Consider the following 24,678-nt stretch of genomic DNA (forward strand, 5'->3'; position numbering starts at 1 on the left):
TCCTTTGATTTTTACATCTTCAAGTGTATGTGTCTTCTTATATTCATCTTTAGAAGGATGTAAGATTAGCAATACAATCACCCCCAGCAGTTGTATATGTACCGCCACAAAGTTGAGTCTCTTTTATGGGAGTATTATGCTACATATTAATTTCGTGAAGATTAATTCAACAGATCATATACAGCAATCTTAATCGTCGCTGTCAGGGTTTCCGGTTCACCACCTTCCTGTTGTTATTTTGCATCTATTGATCGGATGACTTGGAGTCATCCGATCAATAAATACCCATTCTGCCATTCGCACCCCACCAAAACCTGACAGCGTGCTTGCACCTGTCAGCGTTAAAAAAAATGCAAGTGAGAGTGCGACTCGAAGTCGCGCCCTCACTCGAAATCTCACTTCAAATACTCCAGTCCAGCCCAGTACGCCTCAATATCCGACTGGCGCAAATACACCTTTTCCCCATCCTTCTTACATTTGAGTTTTCCTGCTTTCACTCTTCTCCGAAAAGTATCATACGACATATCCAGTATTTTCAATGCCTCTTCCATCGTATAGATCGGATCAGTCATGGCAGCCCGGTCATTCGACTGCGCTACGCAAGTAGTCAACTGTGTGAACTGATTGGTAAGATTATCGATCTTCAGGAACAGCAGCTCTACGGCATTCTCATTGACACCGTGCTTTCCATCATTCGGAGTGCGACATGAATTCACATCCCGGATAGCTCCATGTAAGTCGGTTCTTGATTTGATTACTTCATTTATCGCCTGAGGCAAAGCTGTCATCAGCGATTGGGTGATCATCTCTTTTAATGAATCATAGGCAATTTCATTGGGTTTATAGCCTGTCTTAAATTTTGGGGTATCCATTTTCTTAACGGATTAAGCAGTTAAAAAATGGACAAAGCGCTTTGTCGGTTACTTTCGTCGAATGACAAAGCAAATGTTGAGGAGCACCCTTCGATTTGAAAGGACAGATTTTTGTTAACGAATATATATATGATTCGATAATCAACTATTAAACCGCTCAATTCCTTTACAGATAGGATATACAGCCATATAATCTATTTATATTCATTCTATATACCAGCGACATCAAGAACTGCAAAACCGCTGTTTTAGTTAAAATATATTTCTAATATTGCAAAGAGTATGCTTTAGGGGATCTCAGAATACTCCATAAGAAACGACACGAATCATCTGAAAAAAGGATACAGGACATCGTCTCGACTAAAATCTCAAATAACCATAATAAAATTCCCACATACAACAGAGGACTGTGTGGGCTAAAATATTCTCATAGATATCCGATTTTCCATTATCGACGCACCCGAACTTTTCGCTCATCAAGGCTGTGTAAAAACTATCTACTGACCCCTCCCGACCTCCCCAAAGTGGGGAGGAGTGGTGCAAACAACACCGTATTCTGGTTAAATCGGTCAATAAATGTGCTGATTTACCTGTTTTTACTGCTGCAAAGCCCCCACTTTGGGGGTTTGGGGGTCAGACAGGCAAGGAGACTTGAAATTTATGTGAGTTTTCACACAGCCTCTCATCAAGAAAGGGCTTGTATTCAGACGAATCTATTCCAGACCGGGGTTCGACTCCCCGCAGCTCCACAGATATAGATATTATTTATCCAAAACCTGAAAGGACAACGTTTGGACTGGTATTTCATCACATTGCTGTCCTCTTTTTGGACAACATCTCCATATATTTAAAAGTGAAACTACTACGCATTGCGACAATCTAGCGGGTGTCGCGTCCCGATGGTTATTGAGGACGCTGCACCCGTAGGGGACTGCTGTAAATGAAAGTTTATCGCTTGTCTTTCAATAAATTAGCATAAAAACCATCCTGCCATTCGCACCCTACCAAAACCTGACAGCGTGTACAGCACCTGTCAGCGTTAAAAAAATACAAGCAAGAGCCCGACTCAAAGTCGTACCCTCACTCACAATCACCGATCTCCCCTATCTGCCCTTGCACCTACTGATCGGATGATTTGGAGTCATCCGATCAGTGATAACCCATAGTCTCCTACCTCCATAGTTCACTATAGGTTTTCTATAGGTTTAGTATAATTCTAGTCTATAAAATTACTACTATAATACATATATAATATAGGTATAATACTGGTATAAAATAAGCTTTATATGAGTAGTATTATATCAGTATTTATTCAGTAAATAACTAAATATATTTATCTTTGGACCTATAATCAACCTATACTAAACCTATAGGAAACTATAAGGAAACCTTATAGAAAAACAAACTGCATCATGGCAAAAATCAAAGGCATACTACAGGCAACGGGAAGTATCAAGGGGGTATCGTTTTACACCCGCATGGGAAGCGACGAGGTGATCATGCGTACAAAAGGGGGCGCCAGTAAGGAGAAGATTAAGAAATCGCCGAAGTTTGAGAAGCTGCGGCAATGCCAGAAGGAGTGGTCGGGCTGTACGAAGCTGGCTTCCGGTATCCGGCTGGCATTGGGTGAACTGCCCCGATTGGCTGATTACAGTGTATCGGGTACGTTGAACGGCATTGCCAAGACCATACAGAAAACGGATACGGAACAGCCGGTGGGACAACGCCACGTGCTACTCTCTACGCAACGGGATATCCTGACCGGATTTACCATGAACCGAAAATATACCTTCGACAGCGTGCTCAGGGCTACTCCCATCGGGGTAATCGATCGTGAAAACCTGTGCGCCCGGGTGACTATCCCACGGATCAATACCGACATTCATCTGGTGAATTTTCCCAAACTGCCCTTTTTCCGCATCATCGTTACGCTCGGTACACTTTCAGATATGGTGTATGATCCTGATAAAAGGGACTATGTGCCAGCGGATAGTTCTTATCATGCCGGAGGCTATACGTTGAAAAGCGAGTGGTTTCCGACTCAGGGTGTAATAGAGGAACAGAGTTTTAATCCCATGATGGAAAATTCTAATCCGGGTGATCTCTCTGACGCCACAACGATGATTCTGGGTATCGGGGTGGAATTTGGAACGGCTGGATATGACGGTAAACCGGTCGAGGTGAAATACGCGGGGTGCGGTAAGGTTTTGGGAGTAAAGTAATTGAATGAGCGCAAAGGCGCTAAGAGCTATCTTTATCACAGAGTTACACAGAGAAAAGCACAGAGGGCCACAGAGATTTGAAATTTTTCTCTGTGGCCCTCTGTGAAAACCTCCGTTGTTCTCTGTGATATAAATCTATAAACTCTCTGTGGTGATTGAACTAACTATTTATTAATCAATGGCTTTATATTACAGAATTACACTAAGAAAACGCATAGGACCACAGAGTTTTGAAATTTTTCTCTGTTGCCCTCTGTGAAAACCTCTGTTGTTCTCTGTGATATAAATATTTAAACCTACTTCTTCGCCGGCTGATCCTTCTGAGCAGCCGCCGCTTTTTCAGCTTTTACCTTATCAACATAAGCTTTGAAAAGCTGACGCCAGTTACGACCGTTGTTGTTGAGATACTGCTCGCATTTATTTTTGTAAATCTCGAAAATGGCAGAGATCTGCTTCATGCTTTTGTAGTCGATAGCTTGTTCGCGTGCCTGTTTCAAAAAGCCGAGTATTTTAGTCTCTTCCTCTTTGGTCAGATCGGGTACGATAGATTTGTATCCCTGCAGGGTAAAAGCCACTTTGCCGATGGTGTATTTATCCAGAATGGCTTCTACCTGCTCTTCGGTGAGCTCTTTCCGCAATCCCGTCATCAGGTCGTCGTGGATGGATTTGGGCATGGCTGACTGCGCAATGATCTGACGGTCCTGGTCAGTCAGTTTATTGCCGGTAAAGGGGTTGATTCCGGCCGGAACGGTAGAAAATGGATGCTCATTGTTCCAGTCACGGGTAGCCTTCAGGTGCGTAGATATAAGCTGCGCCACACGAGCCTCTTTGGCCGCATCATTCAGATTAAGGGATTTCGTCCAATCAGCTGCTTTGGTATCCTGTTCTTTATCCGAACGGAGTTTCTTTTCAGCGGGTGTAAGCGGTTTTTCGGTACTCTGTGACATGGCAGGCACAGACAGTAAAAGCGAGCCGGCAAAGGCAGCTAAAACAAAGATTCTTTTGATCATAAGGCTAATGTTTAATGTGATTTTCTATACCGGCAAATTTAAGATGGATATTTACCGGCGAAGATCACAAAATGACGATAATGGGGAGTTATTTATTCATCTCCCGGCATCGTATCGCCCAACAGCAGCCCCCAGGGCTTGAGCGGATCGATATGATCACAAATCACCTTGACAATGGCCACGATCGGAATGGAAAGAAACATGCCGGGAATGCCCCACAAGGCACCGAAAGCAATCACCACAACCACTGAAATAAGCGCATTGATTCGAACCTTTGAGGCTACGACCTTGGGCACAATCAGGTTGTTATCAATAAACTGGATAATCAGGTAAAGGATCAGGACATAGACCGCAAACCAGGCTGAATCCTTAGTCACCAGGGCAATCATCATCGGTAATGCTACGGCAATGATACCTCCCAGGTAAGGAATCACATTGAGCAGAGCCCCCAGAATACCCAACACAATCGCATAATCAATCCCCAGTATTAGTAACCCTACCGAATTGAGTATTGCCACAATGACAGCCTCAATCACCAGACCGGAAAGGTAACGCTGAATGACGATCTTGATCTGGCTAATGATATTACTGACCATGCTGTGGTGGGTGGCTCCGAACAGCCGGTGTACAAACTCCAGCAACAGCGGTTGGTAGTACAAAACCATGATCACATAGACGGGAATAAGAAAGAGCAATACGAGCGAATTACCTACGGTTACCAATGTTTGCCCGACAGCCGAACTACCCATATTGATCAGCCAGTCAGTGGTCTGACTGATCCAGGTATTGATCTTATCAGGATTAAGACTGAAATATGCGGATGCCCAGGTAATCGTCTGATTAATCAATGAAGAAAACTTTTCTATCAGTGCAGGGAAAGAGGCACTGAAGAGGCTGATCTGGGAAAAAAGAAATGTACCGAATGCCACAAACAATAGAAAGGTCAGAAACATCGTAAGCACAATCGCCCAGATACGACCTACTTTTTTTCTGACAAAGAAACTGACCACCGGATGGAGCACAATGGCAATCATGGTTCCGAAAATGACCGGAATCATAATCTCCTGGGTCACATAAAGCATAGCGATTAGAACATAAATGCCTATGAGGAGAATGGAAACACGGACATAAAAAGGTAATTTGATCGTATTCATGAAGATTGGAAATTTGTATGATGACGTGCAATTGCAGTAATTTGCAATGATACGAAAATCCAGTGCTTTCTCAAAGGATAAAAGAATGGCTTTTAGAGAATGCTTTATAAGCAACCTTCAAATATTCACATATTTCTCAGCTACATAATCAATATGAGTTATTGGATTTCCTCCTCTATATTTGCCAATAATTACCCCCTGGTGCTAATAATGTTCAGGAACTATGCCGGGTCAGCTTCCTGATTAGTCCTTTGAATAGTATTCCATGCAGAGGTAGTACAGCATACCAGTACATCCTTCCGGATAAACCTTTAGGACGAAATGTCGCTGTTTGAATAAGCGTATCACCCTGTATATGAAATTCCAGCCACGCCTCGCCGGGAAGCTTCATTTCGGCAAAGAGAAGCAATCGCCTCTCTTCTTTACTGGCATATATCACCCGCCAAAAGTCCAATGTATCACCCGGTTGAATCTGAGTACTGTTGGTTCTCCCCCGCCTCAGGCCGACACCTCCGAACAGTTTATCCATAAATCCCCTTAACTCCCATAACCAGTTGGCGTAATACCAACCGGTATCACCACCTATCCGCCATATATTATCGAGACAGGCATCAATATCAGTCACTTGCATTTGGCGGATATCTTTGAAACATCCATAAGTAGGAACCTTAATGTAATCGGAGATCTTAAAGTTCAGCCTCCCACTCACCATGGAGTCTTTCCAGCTGGAGAGAATTTCATTCTGGTCAATCTTCCTAAAAGCCAGCCTGACAGATTCTTTATAGGACAATGGCTTGATGCCGAGCAGCTGAATCAGTTCGTTATCTTTGGCAATGACTTCGACCTTCATGCTATCCACTAAGGAGGTCGCAAGTTTGTATGACGTAGAGGTGATAAAATACAGCCAGTAGGAAGAAATTCTCGGGGTCATCACCGGTACGGTCACGATATATCTTTTCAGGCCTCTTACGGAAGCAAATTCCAGCAACATTTCCTTGTAGGTGAGGATCTCATCTCCTCCAATATCATAACTATGACCGAAGGTTTTATCGTTATTAAGAATACCCACGAGAATCTTTATCACATCGGATATTCCGATGGGTTGGCATCTGGTTCTTAACCATTTCGGAGCAATCATGACCGGAAGCTTTTCAACCAAATCGCGGATGATCTCAAATGACGCACTCCCCGATCCGATAATGATGCCTGCCCGCACGGTAGTCAGTGAATAGTTGCCCCGGCTTAACTCGGTTTCGACATTCTTCCTTGAATTGAGGTGCCTGGATAACGTCTGCGAGTTTACAATCCCGCTCAGGTAGATTACCTGCCTTGCATTTGTCTGATTGAGCCTTTCCCTGAAATTAATAGCAGAGCGTTTCTCCATTTCATCAAAGTCCTTGGAGGACGACATCGAATGAACCAGATAATAAGCAAAATCGATATCATCGGGAATGTTGCCGAGTGTAGATTTATCATTCAGATCAACCTCAATTACCTGAATATTCTCTTGGATTGATTTCTCAGGATGAAACTTGTTTTTATCCCTGACACAGCAAATGACAAAATATCCCTGATCGACTAAAACAGGTAATAGCCGTTTTCCAATGTAGCCGGTAGCGCCGGTTAGCAGAACTTTCATAACATCACATTTTAAGGTTTAATTCGATTGATCATGCACAATCCACGAAAGCTCTGCGATAGGATATCCATATCCTTCAGCGATCTTTAAATACTTTTTCTTTATCTCATCAGGAATAGTTTTCTCCCGGGAAAGAATCCATAAATAGTTAAGGCTGGCACCGGAAACCAAAGCATACTTATAGTCCGCATCCAAGGCAATTACATTATATCCGGCATAGAAGGGCCCAAAAAATGAGACCTTCAGCATGGCAATATCATCGTTACCTACAAACTTCGCTTTTCCGATGGCTTTTTTCCAGACTCTCTTTATCGTATCATATCCTCTGTTCTCCACCCGAATCGTTCCGTCTGAATTTAGAGAATATTCGGCAGATGTATTATTCAAATTTCTTTCATATTTGAAATCAAACCGGGCAATCTCATACCATTTGCCAAGGTATTTCTCTTTATCAAAAGGGGTAACGGCTTGTACTCCTTTAGGAATGGTAGAACAAGAAAATAATCCTATCATAACGGCTATTATGTTGAGTATTATTATTGGTCTGTTTTTTTTCATGGGTTTGCAAATTTGTTTACGTCATTTTGCTTCTGCAAAGAGTCTGTTTGTCAGCGCAAAAATCTATCAAAGGGTGTATATCAAAAGGGAAATAGGTTATTTAAGAAGTTACAAATTGTCGGTCTGAATTGCCCCAAGCCCCTAAAGGGGATGTTCTGAAGTGCAAATTAGCTCGGAAATACCACTCTTCAAAGTCCCCTTTAGATAATGTCATATGACACAAATGTAGGGGATTTAGGAACGGTAAGAATGCATCAACTATCATTTTGTAAGTTCAGTTTTACTGGAATTGACTTTTGGGACACCCCCTTTCCGGTTGCCGATTTTTACATTGACAAAATGATATAACATTTCTAACAGTGATATTTCTTATCTCAACGGTTCAATTTATGTAAATGAATAGTAATGGTCTGGAGCCTATATATAAAAATAAAAGCTCTATAACGGTTTGTATGTGTAGTCAATTCGTGGCAGAAAGATTCTTAATCTTTCTGCCACGAATTGAAAATCAACGAAGTTAATCCACGAATAAGAAAGTATCTTTTCTTTTCCAATTCTGGAAAAGTATTTGTGTTGTTCGTTTTTATTTTCATTTGTAAATCAACACATTAGGTGCTTCTGACTTTTATTAGTGGATTCGTGGCTGTATTATTTGAAAAGAATTCTTACTACCAAAAAATTACACACGAAGCTTAGGGAAATATTCCCCTAAGTAGTGATATTACCCACACTATTCGTTATAAAGCCAAAACAAAAGCGCCAAAAGCAAAGGAACTATACTGGATAATTCCTTTGCGCTTTGGCGCCCTCACTTTTATTTTAAACGAATATCTTATACGTTGAAACGGAAGTGCATGATGTCACCGTCGTGAGCAACGTATTCTTTACCTTCCACGTTCATCTTGCCGGCCTCTTTACAAGCTGCTTCCGAACCGTAGGTAATGAAATCGTCATATTTGATTACTTCTGCACGGATAAATCCTTTTTCGAAGTCGGTGTGGATGACAGCCGCACACTGAGGCGCTTTACTGCCTTTCAGGTAAGTCCATGCACGAACTTCCTGTACACCACAGGTGAAGTAAGTCTCCAGGTTCAGCAGTTTGTAAGCAGCTTTGATAAGACGGGCAACACCTGACTCCTCCAGACCAATCTCATTGAGAAACATCTGACGCTCTTCGTAAGTGTCGAATTCTGCAATTTCCGATTCGGTTTGAGCAGCTACAATTAGGATTTCAGCATTCTCTTCTTTGGTCGCTTCACGCACCATATCCACATATTTGTTGCCGTTTACCGCACTGGCTTCGTCCACGTTACACACGTAAAGAACCGGTTTGGAGGTCAGCAGAAACAATTCACGGGCAATCTTAATATCATCTTTTGAATCAAACGTTACGGTACGGGCAGGTTTTCCCTGTTCCAACGCCTCTTTGTAACGAATCAACACTTCGTATTGCTGTTTAGCCGTCTTATCGCCACCGGTTTGAGCCTGTTTTTGTACACGTTGCAGACGGCCATCTACCGTTTCCAGGTCTTTCAGCTGAAGCTCATAATCGATGATTTCCTTGTCACGGATAGGATTTACGCTACCGTCCACGTGAGTCACGTTATCATCGTCAAAACAACGCAATACGTGAATAATGGCATCGGTTTCGCGAATGTTAGCGAGGAATTTATTACCTAACCCCTCCCCTTTGCTGGCACCTTTTACCAGACCGGCGATATCCACGATTTCTACGGTTGTTGGCACGATGCGGTTCGGTTTTACCAATTCGGCCAGTTTATTGAGACGCTCATCGGGTACGGTAATTACCCCTACGTTAGGTTCGATAGTACAGAAAGGAAAGTTGGCAGATTGTGCCTTTGCATTCGAGAGACAGTTAAAGAGAGTAGATTTTCCAACGTTTGGCAAACCTACGATTCCACATTGTAATGCCATAAAATGTTATTGAGTTGTATTTGTATTTCGATTAAATTCTTCCACCCCATCCCCCTAAAGGGGGCTTTGGCCGCAGTGAAATTTGAATCTGACTACGGTTTTAATTTCAATCAGGGTACAAAATCTATTGTTTGTACTTCGGAATAAGTCCCCTTCAGGGGATTTAGGGGTATTATAAAGAGTCCGCAAAGGTAAGACTTTTAGGCGAATAAATAAAAATTGAGACTGAACCCAAATGTTAATGAACTTGTTACTTCGGTAGATTCTATAGTTTATAAAACTTTCCATTTAAAACAGATAGTATGAAACGAGCATTATTATTTATCATGCTAATTATTAATGGATTATATTCATTCGGACAAATAACCCATGCCATTAAAGGAAATATCATTGACAAGAAAACCAGGGAGCCTATCCCTTACACCAATGTAATTATCTGGAACACAACGACCGGTGCACAGAGTGATTCTCTCGGTAATTTTATCCTATTGAAAGTCAAACCCGGTACTTACCGGCTTCAGGTAAGCAGCATCGGGTACAATCCCTATATCTCTTCTGAGTTTATGGTTTCGAGTAAGGATAAATTCGTCACCATCGAACTGGAGGAAAACAGCAAACAACTCGGAGAAGTTACAGTAAAAGCCACTCCATTTCGCAAAACAGCGGAAAGTCCCATTGCCATGCGGGTGATTGGATTTACCGAGATAGAAAAAAGTGCCGGAGCTAACCGTGATATTTCGCGTGTGATCCAGTCCTTTCCCGGAGTAGCCTCCTCCCCTGCCGGTTACCGTAACGACCTGATTGTGAGAGGTGGCGGCCCGGCTGAAAACCGCTATTACATCGACGGTGTGGAAATACCTAATATCAACCACTTTGCCACACAGGGAGCATCAGGTGGTCCCGTAGGTATAATCAATGCAGAACTGATTCGTGAAACGGACTTCTACTCCGGCGCATTTCCGGCCGGTAAAAACAATGCTATGAGTTCCGTACTGGACTTCAAACTCAAAGATGGCAGTACGGAAGAACATAACTACAGCTTTGTGCTGGGGTCGTCTGATTTTGGTTTCAATACGGATGGACACATTGGTAAAAAGGTGACCTATATTGCCTCAATCCGCCAGTCTTATCTGCAATACCTGTTTAAGGCATTGAATCTCCCCTTCCTACCCACTTTTACAGATGCTCAGTTTAAAACCAAAATCAAGTTTGATAAGAAAAACGAACTGACTATTCTGGGACTCGGAGCCATCGACAACATGACGCTCAATACAGATACCGTAGGACAAACGGATGCCAACAAATACATCATCACCACACTACCCATTATCCGACAAAATACCTACACTCTGGGAGCGGTATATAAACACTTTTCCGGAAAGCAGGTTCAAACTCTTGTGTTAAGTACCAATAGGTTGTTTAATGAAAATACGAAATACAAAAATAACGATGAAAGTTCACCGGCTAATAAAATCCTCGATTACTGTTCATCGGAACAGGAAACCAAACTGCGGTTTGAAAACAGCAGTCGGATGAACAGCTTCCGCCTGATTGCCGGAGCCAATGCGGAAGTGGCCAGCTACTATAACCGGACAAACCAACGACTCTATGTTAATAACCAATCCCTGTTATTGAAATATGCCACAGATCTCTCTATATTCAAATACGGACTGTTCGGTTCGCTCAGTTATGAACAGCCGGATGGAAGATTCACGGCATCACTGGGAGTACGTACCGATGCAAACAGTTATTCTTCGGAAATGAACAATCCGCTTAAACAGCTTTCACCCCGGCTCTCCCTCTCCTACCAGCTGGCACAAAACTTATTTATCAACGGAAACGTGGGACGGTATTACCAACTTCCTTCCTACACGGTTTTGGGTTATAAAGACAACAACGGGATAGTTATCAACAGAGCTAACCGGGTAAAATACATCTATTCAGACCAAATTGTAGTGGGTTTTGAACACCAACCGGCAAACTACATCCGCCTGACACTGGAAGGCTTTTACAAGAAATACGAGAATGGGCTGCTTTCACTGGCCGATTCCATTCCCCTATCCTCCAAAGGGAACGATTATAACGTATTGGGAACCGAAAGCGTCAATTCTACGGCTCAGGGACGTGCTTACGGACTCGAATTGCTGGCCCGCTGGTTTGGTTATAAGAATCTGAACCTTATTGCGGCTTATACTTATGTCAGAAGTGAGTTTAAAAACCCGAAAACAGGAGATTATATTCCCTCTGCCTGGGATAGCCGTCATCTCTTTACCCTGACAGGTGGATATACCTTACCGCGCAATTGGGTGATTGGTGCTAAATTCCGTGCTGTGGGCGGTGCACCTTATACTCCATACGATGTTGATAAGTCTTCATTAAAAACCGCCTGGGACGCTCAAAATCGCCCTTATCTGGATTACAGCAGATATAACACACTCAGGTTGAAGACATTCACACAACTCGATTTGCGTGTGGATAAAACCTACTTTTTCAACAAGTGGATGTTTGGTTTCTATTTCGATGTGCAAAATGCAATGAACACCCAATACAATCCTGCTCCCGTGATTACAAGTACCGGTATTACTGACCCTACAAATCCGGACAAATACATTATGAAAACTATCAACCAACGTAACGGAACTGTTGTACCTTCTATTGGTATAATGGTAGAGTTTTAAACAGTTTCAACAAGGTATTGATAAGTATGATGTTGATTGTATATAAACCTCATTGTTAGAACATTGGCGTTATCATGGATTATTCTCAACCTATCTAATTAACAGAGTTATGAATATCAAAGAGCTAACCGGTTTTAGAAACCTGTTAGGTCTTTTTCCAACTCCAGACCATATTGTGAATTAAAAGAAACTACTCTTCAACAGGTAAATGTTACTGCTGTTTTAAACTCCCCTATTATAGTAATAAACACACTTATCTTGTTTATCTATTCATTATCCAATTGATACTTATCAACCATTTCAACAATCGTTTGATAAACTGGTTGTTGAATACCTTAACTATCTAATATACATTAATTTAATCAGACAATAAACAATGCATCTAAATCAGATATAAACAGGGTTATGAGAAAAAGTATCACCATTCATTTATTGGACTATTTCATAATTAATCCCCGAAATATATATCGTAAATAAGACAGTAGATTAGAGAGATACTGAATACAAGAAAACCAATACAGTTTGAAAGATTTGAATTCAAAATATACCAGGAACTAAAGTCAACTAACTGTAGGTTTTCAAAAAGAAATCAACATAATATTCAATCTATCCAACATTGTCAACAAAACACCTTATCAACATTTTCAACAACAGAAATCAACAGCCTGTTGATTTTATATTTACCTTAAATACACGGACTTATAAATTGTATAATATCATATCAACTACAGTTATGAGCATAGGTCTAACAAGTCAAATCTTACAGAATAAAAGGGTAATCAACACAATTAACAAAAGCGTTATCAACCGAGTGTTGATAGGAGTGGAGAGCATATTCTGTCCTCAAAAAGCTGTTTTGTTTATGCGTAAATTAAATCTGTTGCTAAGTCATATTTTTTTGCAGTTACTCTCGGGTGCAGCGGTTTTTAACCGCTGATTCTAATAATATATTCTCGCGGTTAAAACCCGATAGCTATCGCGGACGAGACACCCGAAAGGGAATCTCTTTCATCATATTAAGCCGTTTAATAACATTTATACGTGTGATTTCAATTCATAGGCATTACTTCAAAATAGTAGACGATAAATCATATAATCAACAGTTTCAACAGTCTGTTTCAACAAGCTGTTAATATTATAAACATCAGTATTTCATTGATTTACAAAAAGAATGTTTGATAAGGCTTGAACATTATCAACAAATGATGAGACAATATTCATGTGAAATCTATATTTAGATGAAATCCCGGAATATCAACAATTATTTTATTGCGTATTTATCTGAATTACAGAAAGATGAAAAGAAGAGTAGAAGAGAGGAGGGGAGTTATCAACCATTCATCCGATGACTTTATATCACCGGATGAATAGAGTATTATGATTTACTTTTTCAACTGCTTGAAGAAGTCCCAGATGACAATTCCGGCAGTTACAGAAACGTTTAATGAGTGTTTTGTACCATATTGCGGTAATTCAATGCAACCATCAGAGTTGCTCACTACCTCCTGCAGAACACCTTTCACCTCATTTCCCAGGATAACCGCGTATTTCTTATCCGTATCCAATACCAGTTCCGTCAACATGGTACTGTTTTCAACCTGCTCTATTGAAAAGACTGTGTAATCGTTATCTTTCAGCTCTTTAACTGCATCCATTGTCTCTTCCCTGTATATCCAGTCAACCGTATCTTCAGCGCCCAGGGCGGTTTTATGAATCTCAGGTTGTGGGGGAGTGGCGGTGATACCACACAGATAGATGGCTTCCACCAGAAAAGCATCAGAAGTTCTAAACACAGAACCCACATTATTCAAACTTCTAACGTTGTCTAATACAACGACTAACGGAATCTTATCAACCTGCTTAAACTCATCTTTTGACAAACGGTTTAATTCAGTGATTTTCAGTTTTCTCATATTATTGGTAACTTACAATAGTATATTGGGTTTTATCTTGCTAATAAAAGGTTTCAACAGTATATTTAGCTACTTACCGCATTGTAAATAGGGATTGCATCAGCATTTCTACGGATTATAATAAACAAATATGGAATAAGAACAGTTATTCTATTGATATAGTGATATATATATCATTTTGTAACAATATTGACCAATCATTGAAATCCTGTTGAAAAAGGTTTGAAACTAATTGATGAAAAATGAAAAGTTTTCCTTGCATCATATTGGAACTATTCTATAGCAGATAAGCTATCAAATCTCCAAATTAGTTTTTACCTTTTTGTTTTTTTCTTTTTAACGGCAAATTTGCGGGTTATCAATAGGCTAAGCCATCGAAAGTTTTTAAATTTGTATCTTATAAACTCACTGTTGAAAAGAATCTAAGGCAAAGAAAATCAAATTATTCGACATAATGAAACATGTTGACAAAGTGAAATTCCTATTGATAACTCACTCCTGACATCTTTCTGAAATATATTTGTCAACTCTATCAACAGTCTATTATAATAATCATCTCTTTTATTTCATTTAATCTATTAATAAATATAATAAGTATGAGTGTTGACATTTCAAAGGGATACGTCGATGTTCCGGTGGATGCATCTCTGAATCTTCCCGAAGAAATTAATAAGCTGAAAATAGAAAAGAACGCAATCATATTGGCGCACTACTACCAGCGCGACGAAATGCAGGATATTGCCGATTATGTTGGGGATAGCCTGGCATTGGCACAATGGGCTGCCAAGACCGATGCTGACATTATAGTGCTTTGCGGTGTACACTTTATGGGAGAGACGGCAAAAATACTTTCTCCGCAAAAGAAAGTGCTGGTTCCGGATCTCAATGCCGGTTGTTCATTGGCCGACAGTTGTCCTGCACAGGAGTTTTCCGACTTTGTAGCCCGCCACCCCGACCATACCGTGGTTTCGTATGTGAATACAACCGCAGCTGTGAAAGCTGTAACCGATGTGGTGGTTACCTCTACCAATGCGAAGGTGATTATCGATAGTTTTCCCGAGGATGAGAAATTGATATTCGGTCCTGACCGCAACCTCGGAAATTATCTGAATAGCGTGACGGGCCGCAAAATGCTGTTGTGGGATGGCGCCTGCCACGTACACGAGCAATTTTCTGTAGAGAAAATCATCGAACTGAAGAAACAATATCCGGAAGCCATGGTGCTGGCTCACCCTGAATGTAAACAGGTGGTGTTAACATTGGCTGATTTTATAGGCTCTACGGCTGCCTTGCTGAGATATGCGACTAATACCGACCACAAGCAGTTTATCGTTGCTACCGAATCGGGTATCATCCATGAGATGAAGAAACACAATCCGGATAAAGAATTTATTCCGGCACCTCCGAATGACAGTACCTGTGGATGCAACGAATGCAGCTTTATGCGTCTGAACACCCTTGAAAAGCTTTACAACTGCCTGAAATACGAATTACCGGAAATTACGGTAGAGGAGGAGATACGGGTAAAAGCGGTAAAATCCATTCACCGGATGCTCGATATTTCTGAAAAACACGGTTTATAAATCTGCATTTTGCGATTAATTCTGTTTTGTTATTAATCCAAATCACGGTTTTGTTTGTTTAATAACTTGTCAGCAATTATCCAACAGATTAAATATCAAAGAAAAACAATATGCGTTTTCGAATTTCAGAATCAGAATCGGCTCTGTTTCCCAAAGAGTGCCTGTGTAAGTTGAATCACGATAAAAAAGGTTTGACTATAGGTTTGCCCAAAGAAGAACATGAGTTTGAAAAAAGACTTGCCTTAACCCCCGAATCGGTTCAATTATTAATCGAAGCAGGTCATCAGGTTATAGTCGAATCAGAAGCGGGTTTGGGTATAAACTATTCCGATTCAAAATTCAGTGAAGTAGGAGCGACTATTGTTCAAAACAAAGCAGAAGTTTTTGAAGCTGATATTGTCATGAAAATAAAACCTCCTACTCCCAAGGAGGTTGATTTATTGAAGGAAAACTCTACTCTGTTTTCATTATTACAACTGGCTAATTACTCACCCAAAAGTATCGAAAAGCTACTGAAAAAACGGGTGAATGCAGTTGCTTATGAGATGATGGCTGATAATAAACTGAGTTTCCCGGTAGTCAATTCTATTAGTGAAATTGAAGGTTCAGCAGCCATTTTGATTGCAGCCGAATTGCTCAGTAACGAAAGTGGAGGAAAAGGGATATTGCTGGGAGGATTACCTGGAGTATCACCTACTGAAGTGGTTATTTTGGGTGCCGGTATTGCCGGTTCCGTGGCAGCCAGGGCAGCTGTTGCTTTAGGGGCTTCAGTCAAAGTTTTCGATAATGACATCAGTAAACTCAGGGATATACAACGGAATTTAGGAAGAACCTTATATACTTCAACTTTCCATCCAAGTGTTTTAAAAAACATACTCAAAACGGCTGATGTTGTAATAGGAACTCTTAAATACATTACAGGATCCAAAGGCTTTATAGTTACCGAAGACTACGTTCGGGAAATGAAAAAAGGTGCTGTAATTATAGACCTTAGTGTTGATCAGGGCGGATGTTTCGAGACTTCAGAATGTGATTTTTCAAAGAATGGTTCTATTTTTGAGAAGTTTGGAGTGCTTCATTATTGTGTGCCCAATATCTCTTCCAGAGTGTCCCGTACAGCATCTATTGCGCTGAGTAACATATTTGTACCACTTTTACTGGACATTGGTGAACTTGGGGGGATTAATGATAAAATCAAAATGGACTTAGGGTTTCGTCATGGCGTTTACGTTTACAATGGAAAATTGGTAAACACCCCAATGGGACACCATTTTAATCTTCCTGCACACGATATAGGTCTGTTTTTATCTGCATTCTGATAGATACTTGATAGAATATAAAAAAGGATTGTTTCACGGGAAACAATCCTTTTTTTTACATTGCAATTGATAAGCCTCCTATGTGTTGAGTCACTCGTTATGACTTATTTCTTCTGGTGTGATATATAAATTGTCAATTGTAAATATCTAAATTGTAAATTCAATAATGGGCTTCGAGCCAGTTATTACCAAATCCACCATCTACTTTTAGTGGAACAGATATTGGAAAAGCACGTTCCATTTCTTCAATAACTATCTTTTGAACCTTATCTTTTTCTGTATCCAAAACACTGAAGTTCAACTCATCATGTACCTGCAGAATCATTTTGGATTGAATATTTTCTTCTTTAAATCTCCGGTAAATATTCACCATGGCAATCTTAATGATATCGGCCGCAGTTCCCTGGATAGGAGCATTAATCGCATTTCGTTCGGCATATCCTCTCACAATTGAATTGCCGGAGTTGATATCAGGTAACATCCGTTTGCGATTGAGTAGGGTAGTGACATAACCATCTTTTTTTGCCTGGAGAATGATATTATCCATATACTCTTTAATCTGTGGATAAGTAGCGAAGTACCCTTCTATCAACTCTTTAGCTTCTGCGCGGGGAATAGTTAACCGTTCCGCCAAGCCAAAAACAGATACACCGTAAATGATACCGAAGTTGGCGGTCTTAGCTTTGCGGCGCATATCTTTAGAAACCTCTTCAATAGGAACTTTGAAAATCTTTGCAGATGTGGCAGCATGAATATCTTGTTCAGTTTGAAATGCTTCCACCATATTCTTATCCTGGCTAAGGTGAGCTATAATACGAAGCTCAATCTGAGAATAGTCAGCCGAAAAGAATGAACAACCTTCATCGGCAATGAATGCTTTGCGGATTTCCTTTCCCTGTTCATCACGGATAGGAATGTTTTGGAGGTTTGGATTGGTTGAACTTAACCGGCCTGTTGCTGTAACTGTCTGATTAAACGAGGTATGTATCTTTTCTGTTTTTGGATTAACCAGTTCAGGTAATGCATTGATGTAGGTACTCAATAGTTTTTTCAAACCGCGAAATTCCAGAATCTTTTCAACAATAATATGTTTACTCTTCAGGTTCTCCAGCACATCTTCCGAAGTGGAATATTGACCGGTTTTGGTTTTCTTTACTTTATCAGTAATTTTCAATTCATCAAAAAGTACCACTCCAACCTGTTGTGCTGAGTTGATATTGAAATCATGACCGGCAATTTCAAAAATGGATTTTTCGATTTCCAGAAGTTGAGAGGTAATTTCTTCCGAAGATTGTTTCAACGCATTTTTATCAACACGCACTCCGTTCATTTCCATTTCTGCCAGTACCAGCATCAATGGCATTTCGATGTCATAAAAAAGTTTCTTCAAATCGCTGGACTCAATTTCTGCCTCCAGTTTGTTTTTGAGTTGAAGGGTGATGTCGGCATCTTCACAGGCATACTCGTAAATTTTATCCACCGGTACATCACGCATCGATTTTTGATTTTTTCCTTTCGGACCAATCAGTTCATCAATGTGAATGGTTTTGTAGTTGAGATAGACTTCTGCCATGAAGTCCATATTATGCCGAAGTTCCGGTTGGAGTAAATAATGAGCAATCATGGTATCAAACATTTTGCCTTTTACTTCGATACCGTAATTTTTCAGAACGATGTAGTCATACTTGATATTTTGTCCTATTTTAAGAATTTTTTCATTTTCGTAAAATGGTCGCAGCTTATCCAGAATTTCGATGACTTTTTCGCGGTCGGGTGGGAGAGTGATGTAGTAAGCCTCTTTTTCCTTCATTGAGAAGGACAATCCCACTAATTCAGCGGTAATGGGGTCAACTCCGGTAGTTTCTGTGTCAAATGCCGCAAAATCACAAACAGAAATATTGCCTGCAAAATCGGCTATTTTTTCCTCAGTATCAAGTAAATAATAGGAGTGAGGGGTTGATTTTAAGTCGCTGAGAATTGAATATTTTTTTTCTTCCAAGGGAGAATCCATGAAATCATCAAAGAGAGAGCCTTGAACCGGACTATTTTTAGGTGCTGGTTCAGGAGTCGCATTATTTTTGAATACACGGTTTCCAAGATTGCGAAATTCGAGTTCTTCAAAAAGTGAAGTCAACTTTGCTTCGTCAATTTCTTTGCGAACCAATGCCTCTTCATCAAAATCGACCGGAATGTCAATTTTGATGGTTGCCAATAATTTTGAGAGTTCAATCAGCTGTTTGTTATTTTCAACTTTGTCTTTGATGGCTCCTTTAAGTTGATGGGTATTGACCAACAGATTTTCAATCGAGCCAAACTGAGCTAACAATTTTTGAGCCGTCTTTTCACCGACTCCCGGACACCCCGGAATGTTATCGGCTGAATCCCCCATCAAGCCTAAGAGGTCAATTACCTGTTCGGGACTTTCCAAATGGAACTTTTGTTTTACCTCTTCCACTCCCAGAATTTCCAAATCATTACCCATTGATTTGGGTTTTAAAATGAAGATATTTTCGGAAACCAACTGACCGTAATCCTTATCTGGGGTCATCATATAGACCTGATAACCGGCCTTTTCTGCAAGTTTTGCATAGGTACCGATTACGTCATCAGCTTCAAAACCCGGGTAGAGCAGAATAGGAATATTGTATGCACTAATGACCTCCTTAATAATTGGAACAGAGAGTCTTATCACTTCAGGAGTCTCTTCACGATGTGCCTTGTACTGGTCAAAAAGTTCGTTTCGGAACGTAGGTCCGCTGGGGTCAAAAGCAACTGCAATATGGGAGGGATTTTCCTTTTTGAGGATTTCCTCAAGTGTATTGATAAAACCATAAACGGCTGAAGTATTCAGACCTTTAGAATTTATTCTTGGATTTTTGATAAACGCGTAGTAGGCCCGGTAAATTAAAGCGTATGCATCCAGCAAAAAGAGTTTTTTTTGTTCGCTCATTATCAATCTTTTTATGGGTAAAGATAGGAAAAAATTGCTACTTTTGCTCCTTAAACCGCTACTATGGATATACTTACAGAGATAAAAGTACCCATTCAGGAAGAGATTAAAAACTTCGACGAGTCGTTTAGAGAGGCACTACTTTCTGACAATGAATTGATTAATAAAGCCGTTGACCATTTCCTCCAGAAAAAGGGTAAAAACCTACGTCCGATTCTTGTACTTTTGGCAGCCAAATGTGCGACAGGTTCTGTCAATCAGAAGAGCTTTGATTCTGCTATTGCACTTGAATTATTCCACAATGCTACTTTACTACACGATGATGTATTGGATGAAACCAATATGAGACGCGGATTGGAGACCATTAACTCCAAATTCAACAGTAAACTGGCTGTTTTATTGGGTGACTATTTCCTCTCTATTGCTCTCCAAAAAGCGGTAACTACAGATAATATTTACATTGTAAAATCACTTTCCGAGTTTGCTGCCACCTCTGTTGATGGTGAAATTCAGCAGATGTTTACCGCTCAGTCCGCTAATTTTTCAGAAGAAAACTACTATAAAATCATTTATAAAAAGACTGCATCTTTGTTTGAAACCTGCTTTAGGGTAGGGGCTTTATCAGTAGATTCTTCAGAAGAAAGAATAGAGAAACTGGAGAAATTTGCCTACTACCTGGGGTTGATTTTCCAGATTCGGGATGATATTTTTGATTACTTCAAATCTGATGAAGTAGGTAAACCGACCGGAAATGATATTCGTGAAGGAAAGGTTACTTTACCACTGATTTATGCACTCAATACATCTGTAAATGGAGTAGGAGAGAAGATGCTGAACATCATAAGAGAAAAAGATTTCACTCCTGAAAATATTCAACTTCTAATCAATTTTGCAGTAGAAAATCAAGGTATTGAATATGCTGAAAAGAAAATGGAGGAGTTTAAAGTAAAAGCGCTGGAATGTCTTGAAGAATTTACGGATACAGCTGAAAAAGAGTCGCTTAAGACTGTTTTGAACTATACCATTCAACGAAATAAATAAAGGAAAAGGGATGATTTAAATTTAGAAGTCATCCCTTTTCTCTTTATTTATTTAAGGCAAAAACAAGCTTAATCTTTAAGCCACGAATTGAAAATCAACGAAGTTAATTCATGAAAATGAAGGTATCTTTTCTTTTCCAGTTTTGGAAAAGTATTTGTGTTGTTCGGTATTTATTTTCATTGTAAAATCAGCACATTTGAAACTTCTGAATTTTATTCGCGCATTCGTGGCTGTTTTATTTGTCAGAAGAAGTTGATTTGTTTTCCAAAAATATCTCCCAACAGGTTATTAGCCAAACGGCTCGCACCTATTCTGAAATGCTCTTTATTGAGCCAATTTTCCCCTAAAACCTCTTTTACGATGCAGTAATATTTGACTGCATCTTCACTGGTTACAATGCCTCCTGCAGCCTTAAAACCAATCATTTTATCCGTTTTGAGATAGTATTCCTTGATGGCCTCACACATCACGTAAGCGGCTTCCAATGTAGCTGCTGGATGAGTCTTTCCGGTCGATGTCTTAATAAAATCTGCACCCGAATACATAGCCAGAACAGCTGCTTTTTTGATATTTGATGCAGTTTTTAATGTACCGGTTTCCAGGATAACTTTCAGGTGAGCCTCACGGCATGCATCCTTTATTTCTGATATTTCATCAGTCAGTTCTTCAAATTCTCCGGCGGTGAAATTACCCAGATTCATCACAATATCTATCTCATCAGCACCGTCCATAACAGTTAATGATGTCTCTGCTACTTTGATTTCGGTATAGGTTTGTGCACCAGGAAAACCGGCAGAAACAGCTGCTATTTTTACATTTTCTACTTCCAGATGGCTTTGTACGATACCCGTGAAATTAGGATAAACACATACCGCAGCCACATTATCCAGTTGTGGAAATTCCTGGTCAAATCGGTTAACCTTTTCCACAAAGTTGATGATTTGTTGGGTATTATCGGTGTTATTGAGTGAAGTTAAGTCAATGCAGCTGAACAATTTTTTAAAGACCTCTTCCTTCATGGAATCCTGAAGGTTTTTGTTGATAATTTGTTCCACTTTTTCGCTTACAAACTGGTCGTCCAGCGTAATGTTGTATTCGTTTAAAGTCTTGATATACTTGCTCATTTACTTTAGTTTAGGATTATTGATATGCCGTGTTTTGTCACGTGTAATTTTTTTCTGTATATTCTTTGCAAATGCTTTTTCGAGGTCAATACCGGTTTGGTTGGCCAGGCAAATCAGTACAAAAAGGACATCGCCCATTTCATCTTCCATGTCATAAGCCTTATCACTCTCTTTGAAAGTCTGCTCGCCGTAGAGACGGGCAATGATTTTGGCCAGTTCACCTACCTCTTCCTGAAGCAAAACCATATTGGTCAGTTCGCTGAAATAACGTACCCCATAGGTTTTAATCCAGTTATCTACCTGTTTCTGAGCTTCAGAAATAGATACAGGAACCGATTGTATTTCATTCTCCATAAGCCTTTTTTTATTCTTTATTTTTTGAGTCCATGATAATGGTAACCGGACCGTCATTGAGTAATTCTACTTTCATATCTGCTCCGAATTCACCAGTTTTTACCTCTTTTCCTGCCATCAAAGAGAGAGTACTGCAGAAATTATCGTACATCGGTATGGCAAATTCCGGGCGCGCAGCTTTGATATAGGAGGGGCGGTTCCCTTTCTTGGTGGATGCGTGTAAGGTAAACTGGCTTACAACCAGCATTTCACCGTTAATATCCATTACTGAACGGTTCATTACACCATTCTCATCATCAAATATTCTCAGGTTGGTTATTTTTTTGGCTAACCAATCCATATCTTCGGTAGTATCACTCTCTTCTATACCCACTAAAACGAGTAAACCTTGCCGGATATCCGACTTTATTTCTCCCGAAATGGTAACGGAAGCTTTACTAACCCGTTGAATGACTGTTCTCATATTCTCTTTATCGCAAAGTTACTGATTTCTTTCTGATTATGGATGTAAACCCTTATAAAGCTTCTCTGCCTTGCTTTTACCTATCAGGTCGGATAATTCTTCCAGTGATGAGCTTTTAATGCGTTTTACGCTCTTAAAATGGCTCAAAAGGGCTGTTTTGGTCTTTTCTCCAATACCTTCTATCGCATCAAGTTCGGAAACAACTTGTTTCAGGCTTCTTTTTTTGCGGTGGAATGTTATGCCAAATCGGTGAGCTTCATCCCGCAATTGCTGTATCAACTTCAGACTTTCCGAGTTTTTATCCAGGTAAAGAGGCACTGAATCTTCCGGATAATAGATTTCTTCGAGGCGTTTCGCAATACCGATAATCGGAATTCGTCCGTAAATATTCAGCTCCTGTAGTGAATCACAGGCAGCATGAAGCTGTCCTTTTCCCCCGTCTATTACGATAAGATTGGGTAGGAGAGCCTCTTCTTCTAATAAACGCTTATATCGTCTGTACACAATCTCGCGCATGGATGCAAAATCATCAGGACCTTCGACAGTTTTCACGTTAAAATGGCGGTAATCCTTCTTGGCTGGTTTTGCTTTTTTAAAGACTACACAGGCTGCAACCGGACTTGTACCCTGTATATTGGAGTTGTCAAAACACTCAATATGCAGAGGTAGTTCGTGTAATTGTAAATCCTTTTGCAAAGTTGAAAGTATGCGGATTGTACGTTGTTCCGGGTTTAATTTCTCCGCCTGCTTCATGCGGTCAACTTTATATTGACGTACATTTTGCTCGGATAATTCGAATAGTTTGCGTTTATCTCCCCGTTGTGGAATAGAAAAAGTGATGTTTTCCATCTCAATATCCGGGTAAAACGGCACAATAATATCCCTTGCCCTGCTGTTGAAACGGTTTCTCATCTCCACAATGGCCAGGCTCAGCAGCTCTTCTTTGGGTTCATCCAGCTTTCTTTTCAGTTCAAAAGTATAAGCCTGACTGATGGAACCGTTTGATACGTGCAGATAGTTGATATAGATAATATTCTCTTCTTCCAGGTATGAAAAGACGTCTGTATTGTGAATGGAGGGGCTAACCACAACGGTTTTTGCCTGATAATTTTCGATTAATTCCAGCTTTTCCTTTGTTTTCTGTGCATCTTCAAAACGTAGTTCTGTGGCACATTCCATCATTTCTTGTTGGAGTAAATCGCGAATTTGATTGATTTCTCCTTTCAGAATTCTCCGGGAATTAACGATATATTCGTTGTATTCCTGCTCGGTTTGCAATGCTTCACATGGACCTTTACAGTTCTTGATGTGATATTGCAGGCAGACCTTGAATTTGTTCTGTCTGATGTTTTCAGGAGATAGGAATAACTTACAGGTACGAAGCGGATATAATTTTCGAAGCAGTTCCAGAATGGTACGAACCATGTGAATGTTGGAGTAGGGGCCAAAGTATTGTGACCCGTCCCTAATCATATTCCGTGTTTGAAATATGCGGGGAAATGGTTCGTTTTTGATGACAATCCAAGGGTAAGTTTTGTCGTCTTTCAGCATCACATTGTAGCGAGGCTGAAGCTCCTTAATCAAGCTATTTTCTAAATGAAGAGCATCTTCTTCGGTTTTAACGACGATATATTTGATTTCAACAATCTTGCGAACAAGGATGCGGGTCTTGGGAGAATCATGCTGTTTATTGAAGTAAGATGAAACTCTTCTTTTCAGATTTTTCGCCTTTCCGACGTAAATAATAGTACCGGTTTCATCGAAATATTGATAGACACCCGGACTTTCCGGAAGGCTCGAAAGTATGTTTTTTATTTTATCATCTCTGTTTTCCAAAGCTTCTTTTTTTGTTTCAAAGATAA

The 24,678-nt window shown here is 40.2% G+C and carries 16 protein-coding genes and 1 pseudogene; 5 read left to right on the forward strand and 12 right to left on the reverse strand.

Annotation, left to right across the window (positions count from 1 at the left end):
- Positions 1-395: 395 nt before the first annotated feature.
- Complete coding sequence (locus MLE17_RS15355; protein ID WP_243349602.1) at positions 396-872, reverse strand: helix-turn-helix domain-containing protein; 477 nt, start codon at positions 870-872, stop codon at positions 396-398.
- A gap of 1,412 nt (positions 873-2,284) precedes the next feature.
- On the opposite strand from MLE17_RS15355, the gene MLE17_RS15360 reads away from it, so the two are divergent.
- Entirely contained in the window at positions 2,285-3,094 is an 810-nt protein-coding gene (locus MLE17_RS15360) for a hypothetical protein (protein WP_243349603.1), read from the forward strand.
- Between the two features lie 296 nt (positions 3,095-3,390).
- Here the strand turns inward: MLE17_RS15360 and MLE17_RS15365 are convergent.
- The 5 genes and pseudogenes from MLE17_RS15365 to ychF all read right to left on the reverse strand — a co-directional run.
- Positions 3,391-3,999 (reverse strand): annotated as a pseudogene (locus MLE17_RS15365) (DUF3826 domain-containing protein); the annotation flags it as partial.
- Between the two features lie 197 nt (positions 4,000-4,196).
- The gene (locus MLE17_RS15370; RefSeq protein WP_243349607.1) at positions 4,197-5,258 is read right to left on the reverse strand and encodes an AI-2E family transporter; all 1,062 of its coding nucleotides are present in this window, start codon (positions 5,256-5,258) and stop codon (positions 4,197-4,199) included.
- A 214-nt stretch (positions 5,259-5,472) separates the two neighbouring features.
- A complete protein-coding gene (locus tag MLE17_RS15375; protein ID WP_243349608.1) occupies positions 5,473-6,897 on the reverse strand; it encodes an SDR family oxidoreductase in 1,425 nt (474 codons plus the stop codon).
- 18 nt (positions 6,898-6,915) lie between these two features.
- Entirely contained in the window at positions 6,916-7,455 is a 540-nt protein-coding gene (locus tag MLE17_RS15380) for a lipocalin family protein (RefSeq protein ID WP_243349609.1), read from the reverse strand.
- 832 nt (positions 7,456-8,287) lie between these two features.
- Positions 8,288-9,391 carry a redox-regulated ATPase YchF gene (gene ychF, locus MLE17_RS15385; RefSeq protein WP_243349610.1) on the reverse strand — a complete coding sequence of 368 codons (1,104 nt, stop codon included), beginning with the start codon at positions 9,389-9,391 and terminating at the stop codon, positions 8,288-8,290.
- Between the two features lie 302 nt (positions 9,392-9,693).
- On the opposite strand from ychF, the gene MLE17_RS15390 reads away from it, so the two are divergent.
- On the forward strand, positions 9,694-12,069 hold the full coding sequence (locus MLE17_RS15390) for a TonB-dependent receptor (protein WP_243349611.1): 2,376 nt from the start codon (positions 9,694-9,696) through the stop codon (positions 12,067-12,069).
- A gap of 1,382 nt (positions 12,070-13,451) precedes the next feature.
- Here the strand turns inward: MLE17_RS15390 and MLE17_RS15395 are convergent.
- The gene (locus tag MLE17_RS15395) at positions 13,452-13,982 is read right to left on the reverse strand and encodes an RNA methyltransferase (RefSeq protein WP_243349612.1); all 531 of its coding nucleotides are present in this window, start codon (positions 13,980-13,982) and stop codon (positions 13,452-13,454) included.
- A 596-nt stretch (positions 13,983-14,578) separates the two neighbouring features.
- Here MLE17_RS15395 and nadA point away from each other — a divergent pair.
- Positions 14,579-15,565: a quinolinate synthase NadA gene (gene nadA / locus MLE17_RS15400; protein ID WP_243349613.1), complete on the forward strand. Its 987-nt coding sequence runs from the start codon at positions 14,579-14,581 to the stop codon at positions 15,563-15,565.
- A gap of 170 nt (positions 15,566-15,735) precedes the next feature.
- On the forward strand, positions 15,736-16,884 hold the full coding sequence (locus MLE17_RS15405; RefSeq protein ID WP_243349614.1) for an alanine dehydrogenase: 1,149 nt from the start codon (positions 15,736-15,738) through the stop codon (positions 16,882-16,884).
- Positions 16,885-17,044: 160 nt separating this feature from the next.
- Here MLE17_RS15405 and polA read toward each other — a convergent pair whose 3' ends face one another.
- Positions 17,045-19,834 carry a DNA polymerase I gene (gene polA / locus MLE17_RS15410; protein ID WP_243349615.1) on the reverse strand — a complete coding sequence of 930 codons (2,790 nt, stop codon included), beginning with the start codon at positions 19,832-19,834 and terminating at the stop codon, positions 17,045-17,047.
- A gap of 63 nt (positions 19,835-19,897) precedes the next feature.
- Here polA and MLE17_RS15415 point away from each other — a divergent pair, with 63 nt between their 5' ends.
- Positions 19,898-20,875, forward strand: a complete 978-nt coding sequence (locus MLE17_RS15415; protein ID WP_243349616.1) for a polyprenyl synthetase family protein — start codon at positions 19,898-19,900, stop codon at positions 20,873-20,875.
- 242 nt (positions 20,876-21,117) lie between these two features.
- Here MLE17_RS15415 and deoC read toward each other — a convergent pair whose 3' ends face one another.
- Genes deoC through uvrC form a run of 4 tightly spaced genes read right to left on the reverse strand, consistent with a single transcriptional unit; the run spans position 21,118 to position 24,652 of the window.
- Positions 21,118-21,999, reverse strand: coding sequence for a deoxyribose-phosphate aldolase (gene deoC / locus MLE17_RS15420; RefSeq protein WP_243349617.1), 882 nt, complete (start codon positions 21,997-21,999; stop codon positions 21,118-21,120).
- Positions 22,000-22,353 carry a nucleotide pyrophosphohydrolase gene (locus tag MLE17_RS15425; RefSeq protein WP_243349618.1) on the reverse strand — a complete coding sequence of 118 codons (354 nt, stop codon included), beginning with the start codon at positions 22,351-22,353 and terminating at the stop codon, positions 22,000-22,002.
- Positions 22,354-22,363: 10 nt separating this feature from the next.
- Positions 22,364-22,816 (reverse strand): D-aminoacyl-tRNA deacylase, encoded by a 453-nt coding sequence (dtd, locus tag MLE17_RS15430; protein WP_243349619.1) that lies wholly within the window; start codon positions 22,814-22,816, stop codon positions 22,364-22,366.
- Positions 22,817-22,852: 36 nt separating this feature from the next.
- The gene (gene uvrC, locus MLE17_RS15435; RefSeq protein ID WP_243349620.1) at positions 22,853-24,652 is read right to left on the reverse strand and encodes an excinuclease ABC subunit UvrC; all 1,800 of its coding nucleotides are present in this window, start codon (positions 24,650-24,652) and stop codon (positions 22,853-22,855) included.
- Between the last annotated feature and the right edge of the window lie 26 nt (positions 24,653-24,678).

This window comes from Parabacteroides sp. FAFU027, assembly GCF_022808675.1.
In the GTDB taxonomy this organism is placed as follows: domain Bacteria; phylum Bacteroidota; class Bacteroidia; order Bacteroidales; family UBA7332; genus CAXXIC01.

Excerpts from the sequence above, each read along its gene's own strand:
- MLE17_RS15355 (WP_243349602.1), bottom strand. The coding sequence starts at position 872 with ATGGATACCCCAAAATTTAAGACAGGCTATAAACCCAATGAAATTGCC.
- MLE17_RS15360 (WP_243349603.1), top strand. The coding sequence starts at position 2,285 with ATGGCAAAAATCAAAGGCATACTACAGGCAACGGGAAGTATCAAGGGG.
- MLE17_RS15370 (WP_243349607.1), bottom strand. The coding sequence starts at position 5,258 with ATGAATACGATCAAATTACCTTTTTATGTCCGTGTTTCCATTCTCCTC.
- MLE17_RS15375 (WP_243349608.1), bottom strand. The coding sequence starts at position 6,897 with ATGAAAGTTCTGCTAACCGGCGCTACCGGCTACATTGGAAAACGGCTA.
- MLE17_RS15380 (WP_243349609.1), bottom strand. The coding sequence starts at position 7,455 with ATGAAAAAAAACAGACCAATAATAATACTCAACATAATAGCCGTTATG.
- ychF (WP_243349610.1), bottom strand. The coding sequence starts at position 9,391 with ATGGCATTACAATGTGGAATCGTAGGTTTGCCAAACGTTGGAAAATCT.
- MLE17_RS15390 (WP_243349611.1), top strand. The coding sequence starts at position 9,694 with ATGAAACGAGCATTATTATTTATCATGCTAATTATTAATGGATTATAT.
- MLE17_RS15395 (WP_243349612.1), bottom strand. The coding sequence starts at position 13,982 with ATGAGAAAACTGAAAATCACTGAATTAAACCGTTTGTCAAAAGATGAG.
- nadA (WP_243349613.1), top strand. The coding sequence starts at position 14,579 with ATGAGTGTTGACATTTCAAAGGGATACGTCGATGTTCCGGTGGATGCA.
- polA (WP_243349615.1), bottom strand. The coding sequence starts at position 19,834 with ATGAGCGAACAAAAAAAACTCTTTTTGCTGGATGCATACGCTTTAATT.
- MLE17_RS15415 (WP_243349616.1), top strand. The coding sequence starts at position 19,898 with ATGGATATACTTACAGAGATAAAAGTACCCATTCAGGAAGAGATTAAA.
- deoC (WP_243349617.1), bottom strand. The coding sequence starts at position 21,999 with ATGAGCAAGTATATCAAGACTTTAAACGAATACAACATTACGCTGGAC.
- MLE17_RS15425 (WP_243349618.1), bottom strand. The coding sequence starts at position 22,353 with ATGGAGAATGAAATACAATCGGTTCCTGTATCTATTTCTGAAGCTCAG.
- dtd (WP_243349619.1), bottom strand. The coding sequence starts at position 22,816 with ATGAGAACAGTCATTCAACGGGTTAGTAAAGCTTCCGTTACCATTTCG.